10 protein-coding genes are annotated in these 12,442 nt (G+C 46.6%); 9 read left to right on the forward strand and 1 reads right to left on the reverse strand.

Translation table 11 applies throughout. The features are described from left to right. Positions 1-79: 79 nt before the first annotated feature. From QUB44_RS07820 to QUB44_RS07835, 4 genes are all read left to right on the forward strand, one after another. Entirely contained in the window at positions 80-2,350 is a 2,271-nt protein-coding gene (locus tag QUB44_RS07820; protein WP_333365086.1) for an iron uptake porin, read from the forward strand. 393 nt (positions 2,351-2,743) lie between these two features. Beyond that, a complete protein-coding gene (locus QUB44_RS07825; protein ID WP_015176708.1) occupies positions 2,744-3,184 on the forward strand; it encodes an RrF2 family transcriptional regulator in 441 nt (146 codons plus the stop codon). Positions 3,185-3,240: 56 nt separating this feature from the next. Then, positions 3,241-4,203 (forward strand): cysteine synthase A, encoded by a 963-nt coding sequence (gene cysK / locus QUB44_RS07830; RefSeq protein WP_333365090.1) that lies wholly within the window; start codon positions 3,241-3,243, stop codon positions 4,201-4,203. Positions 4,204-4,636: 433 nt separating this feature from the next. Beyond that, positions 4,637-5,317: a J domain-containing protein gene (locus QUB44_RS07835; RefSeq protein WP_333365093.1), complete on the forward strand. Its 681-nt coding sequence runs from the start codon at positions 4,637-4,639 to the stop codon at positions 5,315-5,317. 42 nt (positions 5,318-5,359) lie between these two features. Here the strand turns inward: QUB44_RS07835 and QUB44_RS07840 are convergent, their stop codons facing one another. Continuing rightward, entirely contained in the window at positions 5,360-6,859 is a 1,500-nt protein-coding gene (locus QUB44_RS07840; protein WP_333365096.1) for a cyclic nucleotide-binding domain-containing protein, read from the reverse strand. Positions 6,860-7,116: 257 nt separating this feature from the next. On the opposite strand from QUB44_RS07840, the gene QUB44_RS07845 reads away from it, so the two are divergent. The 5 genes from QUB44_RS07845 to QUB44_RS07865 all read left to right on the forward strand — a co-directional run bounded on the left by QUB44_RS07845 (position 7,117) and on the right by QUB44_RS07865 (position 12,394). Further along, positions 7,117-7,251 (forward strand): hypothetical protein, encoded by a 135-nt coding sequence (locus QUB44_RS07845; protein WP_333365099.1) that lies wholly within the window; start codon positions 7,117-7,119, stop codon positions 7,249-7,251. 48 nt (positions 7,252-7,299) lie between these two features. Further along, positions 7,300-8,172 (forward strand): 6-carboxytetrahydropterin synthase, encoded by an 873-nt coding sequence (locus tag QUB44_RS07850; RefSeq protein WP_333365102.1) that lies wholly within the window; start codon positions 7,300-7,302, stop codon positions 8,170-8,172. Between the two features lie 213 nt (positions 8,173-8,385). Then, the gene (locus QUB44_RS07855; protein WP_333365105.1) at positions 8,386-10,623 is read left to right on the forward strand and encodes a tetratricopeptide repeat protein; all 2,238 of its coding nucleotides are present in this window, start codon (positions 8,386-8,388) and stop codon (positions 10,621-10,623) included. A 292-nt stretch (positions 10,624-10,915) separates the two neighbouring features. After that, positions 10,916-11,476 carry a Uma2 family endonuclease gene (locus QUB44_RS07860; RefSeq protein WP_333294796.1) on the forward strand — a complete coding sequence of 187 codons (561 nt, stop codon included), beginning with the start codon at positions 10,916-10,918 and terminating at the stop codon, positions 11,474-11,476. A 120-nt stretch (positions 11,477-11,596) separates the two neighbouring features. Then, positions 11,597-12,394, forward strand: coding sequence for a Uma2 family endonuclease (locus tag QUB44_RS07865; protein WP_333365109.1), 798 nt, complete (start codon positions 11,597-11,599; stop codon positions 12,392-12,394). Positions 12,395-12,442 lie beyond the last annotated feature (48 nt).

A 12,442-nucleotide genomic window follows, 5' to 3' on the forward strand; every position in this document is an offset into this window, starting at 1 on the left:
GTATGCTAGTTGAGCAACAACTGACCACATAGAAGACTAGAAAAGTTTCTCTGTAATCGGTGTGAGGATGAGAGTGAATATGTCGAAATTTTTGTGGAGTTACCTATTAATCAGCCCAGCAGTCTTAGGAGCTACCCTAGTAGTTTCTTCGAGCGCGATGGCAGCAGACGCTCAGCAGGCTGCTGATGCGCTCAACCCCGCTGCAGCCAAAGCTGAAACCGCTGAAACCTTAGAAGCGAAACTAAATGCTTTAGCTGCTGTTTCCGAAACAACTGCAGCCAAAGCTGAAACCGCTGAAACCTCAGAAGCGAAACTAAATGCTTTAGCTGCTGTTTCCGAAACAACTGCCGCCTCCGAGCCAGTAGAAGAAATTTCCCAAGTCGCTGGCAGCGAAACTCCGGCAGCGATGGCAGATTTGGCCACGGCTGCAACTGAAAGTGTGATCGTCGGAGCCAACACAGCCCCTGCTGAGGCAGTGCCCCAAGCGGCATCACAACCTACAAGTGAACCTTTAGCTGCAGTTGAGCCAACAGTTGCTCAACCAGTAGAAAATTCGGCCGCTGCCGCCCAACTAGAAATTCCAGCCCCGGCAGCTACCGCTATCCCAGAGCAAATCGGTGCAGTTCAATTAGAAACTCCAGCCCCGGCAGTGGCAGAGTCGATCGAACAAAGTTTGCCACAACCGGCTGAATCTTTAGCTCAAACTGCAACACCACAAGAGCAAAACCCAGCCGCCACATTAGAACAGCTCAACCAGTACAGCAGCGAAGGTGCTGCCGGCGGCGAAACTCAAGGTCAAGTCACCTCTGTTTCCCAACTTTCCGACGTGCGGCCTACAGACTGGGCCTTCCAAGCATTGCAATCCCTAGTCGAGCGCTACGGCTGTATTGCTGGTTATCCTGACGGCACCTTCCGTGGCAACCGGGCAATGACTCGCTACGAATTTGCAGCCGGTTTAAATGCTTGCTTAGACAAGGTGAGCGAGCTAATTAGAGGCGGCACGGGCAACTTCGCTACGAGAGATGACTTGGCAGCCCTCCAACGGCTCCAAGAAGAATTTGCAGCGGAACTGGCAACCCTGCGCGGTCGAGTCGATGCTCTGGAAGCTCGGACATCCGAACTCGAAGCCAACCAATTCTCCACCACTACCAAGCTGACTGGGGAAGCTATTTTCGCTCTCAGCGACGACTTTAGTAGCGACGTTAGCGTTTTTGGCAGAGACGGCGAAAGAATCGGCAGCAACAATAACGAAACTGTCTTCCAACAGCGGGTGCGTCTCAATTTAAATACGAGCTTCACCGGCAGAGACTTGCTGCTGACCAGGCTTCAAGTCGGCAACGGTCAAAGATTCAACCTTGGGGCTACCAGCGAAGGCACTCAAACTTGGAACGTAGTCGGCAGAACCGACAACGTTGTTGCTCTAGACACCTTGCTATATAAGTTCCCCGTGGGTCAGCGACTGAACGTTACCCTTGCAGCAAACGCTGTCGTCTGGGACGACATTCTGCCGACTGTCAACCCTTACTTTGAAGACTTTGACGGCGGTAACGGGTCATTGAGCACCTTTGGACAGCGGAACCCGATTTATCGCTTGGGCGGTGGCGCAGGTATCGGCTTTGACTATGCCTTCGGTGGCAGGGGCTTGCTGGGCGGAGTGTTCGGCCCAACTTCTTTGTCCTTTGGCTATTTGGCGTCAAATGCAGCCAGTCCGGCTAGGGGTGCAGGCTTGACGAACGGCGACTACACGGCGATGGGTCAGTTGACTTTTACCCCAGGGCGCAACTTGCAAGTTGCTTTCAACTACAACCACGGTTACTTTAGCAGAGGTAACTTTGGGTTTGACAATGGTTTATCGAATGGGCCAGGCAGTCTCGGCGGTTTCACAGGTACCGGCGTGGCTAATTCTCTCAACGGTTTGAGCGAAGGCTTTGACGGCTTCAATGCTCGCAAAGTTGTCACCAACTCCTACGGTGCTCAGGCTTCGTTGCGGCTGAGCCCGAGGTTTATCCTTGGCGGCTGGGCTGGTTTAACCAATGCCCGCATTCTCGGCATCGGCGATGCGAGAATCTGGAACTACGCTGTTACCTTGGCTTTGCCCGATTTAGGGAAAGAAGGCAACTTGCTAGGGATCGTGGTAGGTCGTGAGCCTTACTTGGATAAACTTGAAGCTGCAAGCAGTTTGCGGAGCTTCCGCAACGATGATTCGTATCACGTTGAAGGGTTCTACAAGTTTCAGCTCTCGGACAACATTTCTGTTACTCCGGGCGTGATTTGGGTGACAAATCCTAATCAAGATGACCGTAATGATGACATCATCATTGGTACTCTGAGAACTACTTTCACTTTCTAAGAGCGGGTTAGAGGAGGCAGGGAGGTTATACCCTCTCTGCTGGCCACTCTAAAGGCCAAGTTTAGCCCTGCCTAGCGCAGGGCTTTTTTGTTTGCGGGACGAAGGGGGTGTCAAGAATATATTAAAAATTAAAAATTATCAGTCATAAAGGCAGACAACCAATTTCTTGAGATCAGGCTGTGGTGGAAGGGGAGGGAGTCGAAACGAGAAACTGGGTTTGTTGGGTTCAGATTGCCGATCGTTCCAAGGATGAAGTGATGAAAGTCGATTAAGTTCAGTGGAAAACCGGGGTATAATAAAAGGTAAAGTTAGGAGTTAGAATTGGGAACTCAACATTGAGAAGAATTTTAACATCTGACTTCGGAGTTGATAATTCTGGTATTGGAAGCAATTATGGTAGAACTCTCCTGTAAAAGCGAATACGCAATCTTAGCTTTGCTGGAGCTTGCCGATTGCTACGATGAAGGCGAGCCTCTGCAAATTCGCCAGATAGCGGCTCAGCAAAATATTCCCGATCGATATTTAGAGCAGTTGCTGGCTACGATGAGACGCTGCGGGCTGATTCGCAGCCAGCGAGGAGCTAAGGGAGGTTATATCTTGGCGAGGGAACCCTGGAAAATTACACTCCTAGAAATTATCAACTGTCTCGAAGGCTCAGAGTTTGATCGCTCTGAAAAAGACTCGCCCGCTCAAACTGTAGAAAGTGCTGTGATTTGGGAAGTTTGGCAAGAAGCTCGATCAATTGCCAACTCAGTTTTGCAAAAATATACGCTACAGGATCTTTGCGAAAAGCGCAATGGCAGACGGCAGCTCGATATCATGTATTACATCTAGTTAATATTGCCAACTAGGAATTAACATTTACTTTCAACCACAAACTGACAAAGATTATGCGTATTGCTGGCGACATTACAGAATTGGTAGGGCGGACGCCCCTGGTGCAACTCAACCGCATTCCCCAAGCTGAAGGCTGCGTGGCTCGGATTGTGGTAAAACTCGAAGGCATGAATCCGGCAGCATCGGTGAAAGATCGCATCGGTGTCAATATGGTCAGTCAAGCAGAGACCGAAGGGCTGATTAGTCCAGGCAAAACGGTTTTAGTGGAACCGACTTCTGGCAATACCGGAATTGCTTTAGCAATGGTGGCGGCGGCTAAGGGCTACCAATTGATTTTGACGATGCCGGATACGATGAGTACGGAACGCCGATCAATGCTGCGAGCTTACGGGGCCCAACTAGAACTGACTCCCGGAATTGAGGGCATGAGCGGCTGCATTCGCCGCGCTCAAGAGATTGTGGACAAAACCCCCAATGCGTATATGTTGCAGCAGTTTCGGAATCCAGCGAACCCGCAGGTTCACCGTTCGACAACGGCTGAGGAAATTTGGGAAGATACAGACGGCGAAGTGGATTTCCTGATTTCGGGAGTCGGCACTGGCGGTACGATTACGGGTGTGGCAGAGGTGATTAAGTCGCGGAAACCCGAGTTTAAGGCGATCGCCGTTGAGCCGGCCAATAGTCAGATACTGTCGGGCGGAAAGCCTGGGCCTCACAAAATTCAAGGTATCGGTGCTGGTTTTGTGCCGCCGGTACTGAATGTGGATTCGATCGACGAAATTATAGTTGTTACGGATGACGAGGCGATCGCCTATGGCCGTCGCTTGGCAAGAGAAGAAGGACTTTTGTCCGGTATTTCCAGCGGTGCGGCACTATGTGCAGCGGTGAAAGTCGGCAAGCGTCCCGAAAATGCAGGGAAATTGATTGTGATGATTCAGCCTAGCTTCGGCGAACGCTATCTCAGCACTCCCTTGTTCCAAGATCCAGAACTCAATCTGGCGATGGCCCTCAACTAGGCTAGCCTCCGGCCAAGTCGCAGAAATAGAGAGCAGGGCGTAGACTATACGCTCTGCTTGGCTTTTTAGTAGGTGAAAGAATGGCGATAGATTGTAGCTGCATCGATCGCGATCAAGGCTGAATTTTTCAAGGGGCTTTTTTTTGAACGAACTGCTTTCGGCGCGTTAGCGAAGTGGCCGGTAAGCGCTGTCGGGAAGGAAGGAGCTAAAAATTGCTGGGAGGAGGGCTATCAGAGTCCCTAATGTCGATCGGCTTGCCACTTCAAAAGCATCAATGTTTTTCTAAAATAGATTTATGATAAGTTGAAAAGTGAGGTTTTCAACTTACATTTTTTGGCATTTATATCAGATAAATACCTAAATAAATAGCAAAAAATGATATTTTTGTCAAGCACTTTTTCGCAGATTATCCAGATTTCAAGGAAATAACAGCGTGTCTTCCGTTATCAATCACTACAAAACCCTAAAAATTAGCCCAACCGCAACACAAGCCGAGATTAAACAAGCATACCGCCGTTTAGTCAAATTATTTCATCCAGACAGCCGCAGCGACACAGCGGGTCACGAAGAGATTGTCCGCCTCAATGCAGCCTATGAAATATTAGGAGACCCCCAGCACAGACAATCTTACGATAGCCAATTTTCCCAGCCAAGCCAACAGCAATCACCAGCCGCACCAAACGTCAGCCGTCAGCAAACACAAACAGCACGGGACGCGGATGAACTAATGGAACAGTGGCTGATTAAAGTATACAAACCAGTCAATAGAATGCTAAACAGCATCTTGAAGCCACTTAAAAAAGAAATAGACGAATTGTCCGCTGATCCGTTTGATGACGAACTGATAGAAAAGTTTCAACTTTATATCGAAACCAGCCGCGAGTTTCTCAAAAAAGCTCATAACTTTCTTACATCAATGCCCAATCCATCTAATATAGCCGGAGTGGCGGCCCATCTCTACTACTGTATCAATCAAGTCGGAGACGGCATAGAAGAATTGTATTTATTTACCCTCAATTATGACGATCGCCACTTGCACACCGGTCAAGAACTGTTTAGAATTGCCGCTAGACTGCGGCGGGAAGCGCAGGATGAATTAAAAATTAAAAGTTAAAAAAGCAGATTGTTCCCTCTTCTCTCTTCCTTCTTCCTTCTTTCAAATTCCAAAAAGAACTTGAATGCGCTTGCGAATTTTAATAAAAGGAGTTTGTCCCAGAGAGTCGCCATCTAACAATCCCAAATCTCTCAAAGCTTGCTGGCGTTCCGACAATTTTTGAGCAATCTGATCGGCTAAATTGGGTTGTTCTCTTAAAAGTTTTTGCAAATCGTGACGTTCCACCACAAACAAAATTGCATCTTCGCTAGTTTTAACAGTCGCCGTTCTCGGAGTACCCAACAGCAAAGATATTTCCCCAAAAAACTCGCCCTCATGAAGCGTAGCAATATACTGACCAGCTTTTTGAGAAAGAACTTCTACAGCACCCGAAAGAATAATATAAAAAGAATCTCCAGGGTCATTTTCTTTACATATAATCTGTCCCGCTGGAAACAGTTGTCGGTAGCCGTATTCAATTAACTGTCGCAGTTCTAAATCCGTACACTGTTCAAAATAAGTTACTCGCCGCAACAAATCTCGCAGCGTCCAATTATTAGGGGATTTAGAACCTGAATTTTTAGGTTCAGAAACGGTGGAATTAGATTTCAACTCGGCTGAATGTTTGGCATTATGTGGAAAAAGTTTGCCGTTGGAATTATCGTCTTTGTTAGGGTGAAAAAGTTTAGTTAACTCTTGCGGGTTTCGCAGCCACAAATCGCGCTGTGGAAATGGAATTTCGATATTTCGGTGGCGCAATTCGTAATCTATTAAAAAATTAACTGCACTTTTAATAGCATCGCTTTCCTGTGGCTGGTCGATCCAAACTAAAAGTTCAAAATTTAAAGCGTTATCTCCAAAACCGCAAAACCATACTTTAGGAGAAGGATGGGACAAGACATTTGGTTCCATCCGCGCCGCAATTAACAGCGCTTCCGTAACTATTACTGGGTCTGATCCGTAAGCAACACCGACGGGGATGTGGATGCGGCATCTGGGGTCTTTGTAACTCCAGTTAATAATATTAGTTTCGACAAACTTAATGTTTGGTATAATTACAAATAGACCGTCAATTGTTTTAATAATTGTAGAGCGGATCGAAATGGTTTCTACTGTTCCTAATAACTTGTCTATTTCAATAAAGTCTCCGACTCTAATGTGGTGTTCAAATAGCAGGGTAAGACCGCTGATAAAGTTGCTGGCGAGATTTTGCAAGCCGAAGCCAAAACCAATGCCGACAACCCCAGCCAAGACGGTGAGAGAAGTGAGGTTGATCCCGGCACTTTGCAGAACGAATATACAGCCAAGAGTTGCTAAAATATAGCTAATGATGGTGGAAATCGCTTCTCGACTGCCGCGATCCAATCCCATCCGAACTAGCACGCTGCGCTTGATTCCTTCACTAATAATCTTAGCTATAATCAAGGCAAATATAGCTAAAATTATCAGTTTAACGATCGCACTGATGGACAGATGAGCGTCCCCGATATAGAAGAGGGGGGTTGTCATCGCACCCGACCAATTTTCAAAAAAGTGATCGGCTCGTGCAGTAATCCTATTCATTAATATTTGGTAATGGGTAATGGGTGATTAGTTTTGAGGGCAACTGAACGGCTAACGGCTAACTATTGCAGAGCTTAGGCGAAAAACTCGAACTGTGGAGTGTCCTGTGTTGCAAAAAAGGTCAATTCCCTACCCTCCGGGAACGCTTCGCGAACGCAATAGCTCAGCTTCACCCACTCTCTCAAAGGCTCGTAAATGATGGGTTAGCAACTGATGGCGAGAAACTGTTTTGTAGCGGTATTTTCTGCCGGATATCTGTGTTGTGGCGTAAAATGGGCCCGGCGGCTCGATCGAACAGCGACGTGTTGCCAATATTGCGAAAATTGGTAGAAATTCATTTACAGCACCCTCAAATAATCGAAAAATTCCAGCAAAAATTAGTTTATCCTTAAGAAGCGAGTCCTTTACAGAACTTAACAAGCTTACCCTACTTGACTTTTATGCAGTGCATCATCAATCGTCGGGCACAGTTTTCGGCGAGTCACCGGTACTGGCTGCCGGAGTTAAGCGAAGCCGAGAACTTTGAGCGGTTTGGCCCAACTGCCCGCGCACCTGGACACGGGCACAATTACGTCCTTTACGTTTCCATGATAGGAAAACTCGACGAGTACGGCATGGTGCTCAACCTGTCTGATGTCAAGCACGTCATCAAGCGGGAAGTTATCAAGGATCTCGATTTTTCCTTTCTCAACGAAGCGTGGCCGGAATTTGAGCAGACTCTGCCAACTACCGAAAACATAGCACGGCAAATTTGGCTGCGGCTAGCCCCTCATTTGCCTGTGACCAAAATTCAATTGTTTGAACATCCCGAACTTTGGGCTGAATATTTAGGAAACGGAATGGAAGCTTATTTAACTTTGTCTACTCATTTTAGCGCCGCCCATCGGTTGGCTCGTCCGGATTTGAGCTTTGAAGAAAACTCGGAAATTTACGGCAAATGTGCTCGTCCCAACGGTCACGGTCACAACTATCATTTAGAGGTGACTGTTAAAGGGGAAATTGATGGGCGGACTGGCATGATTGCTGATTTAGGAGCTTTACAAAAAGCCGTTGACGATTATGTTGTTGAACCGTTCGATCACACTTTTTTAAATAAGGATATTGCTTATTTTGAGAAGGTTGTGCCGACTGCGGAAAATATTGCTGTTCGGATCGGGCAATTATTGCGATCGCCCGTTCGGGAATTGGGCGCCCAGTTGCACAAGATTAAGCTGATTGAAAGTCCGAATAATAGCTGTGAAATTTACGGCGCTGATTTAGAGGAAGTGGCGGCTGAACGTCAGCAGCCAGAAGCAATTGTAGCTAGGGTTTAAAGCTAAAAATTGGGTCTGTTGGGGCGGGTTCACAGGGATATTGGGCTAATTGTGCAGATTGGTAAACCCGCCCCGATGATTTCGAGGGTTATTCAACCGGATTAGGCGCGAGAATATATTTTTGGACAAAAGTTCCACAGCCAGAATTATTGGCACTTTTCCTGAAAAGTCAAGCTGCGCGCGTATTTTGGAGATAGTAAGTCAGCATTCCTCATGTCAGCTATTCTAACTGCTGAGAGTATGAGGTCGATCGCCCGATCGCTGACAACCAAGCACCAATTTCTCCTAAATGAGTTGACGTTTATGCGCGTCTCTAATCTAGCTCTCTTGACTCTGGCCGCCCTCGCATCCCAGAATTTAACTGCTAATACTAGCACCAATCCTGCTGCACCTCCTATTTCTCCTCAGACACCGCAAGCTAGCAACTTTGTTGATGCCGTAAATAATACTGAATCGCGTCGGGCTGAGTCAATTAGTGAGCCTGAGACGATCGCCCACGAACAATTTTCCCCAAATAATACCACATCCCGTCGGGCTGAGCCGATTAGCGAGCCTGAGATGATCGCCCACGAACAATTTTCCCCGCGAATTGCTGTAAAATCGCCGACAGGTTTGCTGGTAGCGGCCGCTCAACCCGATTTATCTGCTGCTGCAAAAACCAAGGCGAATACTCCTGCTGCATCCGGCGATGAACTAACAAAATCTTTACAAGAAACCTGGCTGGCTAAATTAATCGAAACCGGGGCTGAAAGCAATCCTCAAGTTCGCGAGGTTTTCGCTTTTATCTCTCCGTCTAGTGGCAGTGCTGAATCTGGATATGGTTTTAACAGTACCATAACCCTGCTCAATATTTTGCTAATTCTTGGTACGGTATTTCCACCGGTGACAATTGCATTTTTTTGGATGATGCGACGGCTGATAATCAAACAGTTGGTTGCTGATGCCAATAAACGATTGCAAGGCATTGGTGTATTGGAATCAGAACTAAGAAATTCTAGCCAACTGAATCAAAAGTTGAGGGATGAATTAGAAGCGCAAATGGGTGCAGCTAAACAATCCATTGATTTTTTAACTAGAGAAACTGAACTTTCCAAATCTTCCGTGGAGCAAATTGAGACTCTCAAATCTCAATTTATCATGCACCTGCAAGTTTTGCTGAGAGAAGTTGACGAGAAAAAATCTCAAATTGTTCAAGAAATTGCCCAAGTTCCCGCAGTTGTTGCCAAAGAAGCTCTCAAAATCGCGCCTCAATCGGCCTTAAACAATTCCCAAAATTCGCAATCTGCACCTGCTAGCAACGAAAATTTGATTGCTGACGATTATGTCAAGCAAGCCGAAGGGCTTTATTTTCAAGGCAATTATGATGAGGCATTAGTTTGCTTGGAAAAAGCTATTTTAGCTAATAATAATTTGGATGAGGCTTGGTATTGGCGCGGAAATGTGTTAATAAGATTGCAGCGCTCGGAAGAAGCACTCGCCTGTTATGACCAAGCAATATCGATTAAACCGGATAACTACGAATTGTGGTATAATAAAGCGCATTTACTAGGCAAACTGCACAGGTACGAAGAGGCGATCGCCTGTTACGAGCGAGCAAGTTCGAGCGAATCTCGAAAATACGGTTGTTGGCACAGTATAGCGGCTTTGTTGGGTCAATTGCAGCATTACGAAGAAGCGATCGCCAGTTACGATCGCGCCCTCGCTATCAAAGCAACCGACAGCGAAATTTGGCACAACCGAGGCGCGATGCTGGGCAAAATACAGCAGTACGCAGCAGCAGTCGATTCTTACGATCGCGCTCTTGAACTCAATCCGAACAGATGCGAAACTTGGTACAATCGAGGCAATATGCTGTGGAGACTTCTCCGTTACAGCGATGCTATTGATTCTTACGATCGGGCGATCGGCATCCGGCCCGACAAATACGAAGTTTGGTACAATAGAGCTGCTGTGCTCGGAAAAATGCAGCGATATCAAGAATCGATCGAATCCTACGACAAAGCAATCGCCCTTAAACCGGAGGATTTTGAAGTGTGGCACAACCGAGGCGTAGCTTTCGACAAACTGTCGCAGCATGAAGCAGCAATTGCCTCTTACGAATCAGCAATTACCCTTAATTCCGAGTGTTACGAAGCTTGGTTTGGCAAAGGCGAATCATTGGCCAAATTAGAGCGCAATGAAGAAGCGATCGCAGCTTATGAGAAAGCGATTGCTATTAAGCCAGACTCCTACGATGCTTGGCATCACTTGGGCACAGCTTTGTCAGAATTAAAGCGTTATGAGGAAGCAATGGCAGCTTACGATCGAGCTATTGCCATCAAACCTGACAATGCTGAAGCTTGGCGCGATCGAGGCGCAATTATATCGGAATTAAAACAGGATACACACGGAAATGAATCCGGGGAAAAAGAGACTGAAGTTAAGCCGAATTCCGTTGTTCAAAATTCATAGGTGTCAGGTAATCGGCAAGCGCACCTTACTTTTAAGTTGGTAAGAGAAGAGAATATGTTGGCTGTATATCGAGAGGAACTTTGGCAACAACCATCAAATTTAACTGGATTAATAGTTGGCGATGAACCACCCCTACAGTTATTGACGAGTCTTTAAGCCGAATTGATAGCGGGCATTTAAATGCTTTTTGTCTAAAGTTTGTCATTGAAAATGCTCCTCTTTTTGCCGCTCTGTTTGGGGCGGTTTTTTTTATGGTAAATTTAGGTGAGCTGTAAACAAGGAGAATAGTTATATGTCTGTTCAGCTTCAAAAACGGTTATTTACAGTAAAAGAATATCATTTGATGACTGAGGCGGGTATTCTCTCAGAGGGCGATCGGGTAGAACTAATAGAAGGAGAGATTGTTAAAATGGCTGCAATTGGTACTCGTCACGCAAGTTCTGTTAAGCGTCTCACCAGGCGCTTCAGCCTCATTCCAGAAGATCGGGCGACTCTGGGTGTCCAAGACCCTATCCAGTTGACTGAGCGCACTGAACCTCAACCGGATGTTGTATTGCTGCAACCTCGCGCTGACTACTACGCCACAGCCCATCCAGTACCGTCTGAAGTTTTGCTGCTAGTGGAGGTTTCAGATAGTACGGTTGATTATGACAGAGATGTGAAAGTATCCATTTACGCGCGATCGCTAATTCAGGAAGTTTGGCTGGTAGATTTAGTTGAAAATTGTTTGGAAGTTTACCGTCAGCCAGGCCCGAACGGTTATAGTTTAATGCTCAAGTTTTGGCGCGGTCAACAAGTTGCACCGCTGGCTTTTCCCGATTTAGAAGTGAGCGTTGATTTTATATTGGGTTAGGCTGACTTTTTGATGATTAAATTTAACTGATTTACCGGGGGCTTGTAATTCGCCAAATTTCGCTTCTTCCTTCTTCCTTCTACTATAATAAGTTTAATTCCTCAAATCAGCGCAAGTTTTATGACTATTGCCAAACCATTTGAATTGGAAGTCACGCATCTCCCAGACCACACTGAATTACCAGAGTCGGACGGTACTTTTGTGAAAAACTTTCAAGAACTTCCTCAAAGCATTATCCTGACTGATTCACTCCGACCAGTATTGCAGCAAATTCATCCTGACGGACGCTATCGTATCGGTCAAGATTGTGGGATTTATTGGCGTTTAACTGACCCTCTCGAACGCGGTGCCGAAGCGCCCGATTGGTTTTATGTGCCGAATGTTCCCCCACTATTAAATGGTGAGGTGCGACGTTCTTATGTATTGTGGAAAGAATACGTTGCACCGCTGATTGTACTGGAATTTGTGTCGGGGAACGGTTCAGAAGAGCGAGACAGAACGCCGCCGCCCGAACCCGGTCAAGCCGAAGAACAAAAGGTGGGCAAATTTTGGGTTTACGAACAGGCGATTCACGTGCCTTACTACGGCATTTATGAAGTGAAAAAAGCGGCTGTAGAAATGTATCATTTAGAAGACAATCGCTATCAGCGCATGAGTGTAAATGAGCGCGGTCGCTATCCGATTCCTCAGCTTGGAGTTGAGTTGGGAATTTGGCAAGGTGAATATGATGAGATGAATTTACCTTGGTTGCGTTGGTGGGATAGTGAAGGGAATTTGCTGTTAATTGGGGAGGAACGTGCCCGAGAAGAACGCCTTCGCGCTGGAGAAGAACACCTTCGCGCGGAGGAAGAAAAACAACGCGCCGATCGCCTAGCAGCAAAATTGCGCGAAATGGGGATTAATCCTGATGACGTGTGATTGTTTTTAGATTGTTAAATGGGGTACAATCGCACTTTTTTCACAGCA

This window comes from Microcoleus sp. AT3-D2 (assembly GCF_036705715.1).
Classification (GTDB): Bacteria; Cyanobacteriota; Cyanobacteriia; order Cyanobacteriales; family Microcoleaceae; genus Microcoleus.

Coding starts and splice junctions, on each gene's coding strand:
- QUB44_RS07860 (WP_333294796.1), top strand. CDS start 10,916: ATGTCTGTTCAGCTTCAAAAACGGTTATTTACAGTAAAAGAATATCAT.
- QUB44_RS07850 (WP_333365102.1), top strand. CDS start 7,300: ATGCAGTGCATCATCAATCGTCGGGCACAGTTTTCGGCGAGTCACCGG.
- QUB44_RS07840 (WP_333365096.1), bottom strand. CDS start 6,859: ATGAATAGGATTACTGCACGAGCCGATCACTTTTTTGAAAATTGGTCG.
- QUB44_RS07865 (WP_333365109.1), top strand. CDS start 11,597: ATGACTATTGCCAAACCATTTGAATTGGAAGTCACGCATCTCCCAGAC.
- QUB44_RS07825 (WP_015176708.1), top strand. CDS start 2,744: ATGGTAGAACTCTCCTGTAAAAGCGAATACGCAATCTTAGCTTTGCTG.
- cysK (WP_333365090.1), top strand. CDS start 3,241: ATGCGTATTGCTGGCGACATTACAGAATTGGTAGGGCGGACGCCCCTG.
- QUB44_RS07820 (WP_333365086.1), top strand. CDS start 80: ATGTCGAAATTTTTGTGGAGTTACCTATTAATCAGCCCAGCAGTCTTA.
- QUB44_RS07855 (WP_333365105.1), top strand. CDS start 8,386: ATGTCAGCTATTCTAACTGCTGAGAGTATGAGGTCGATCGCCCGATCG.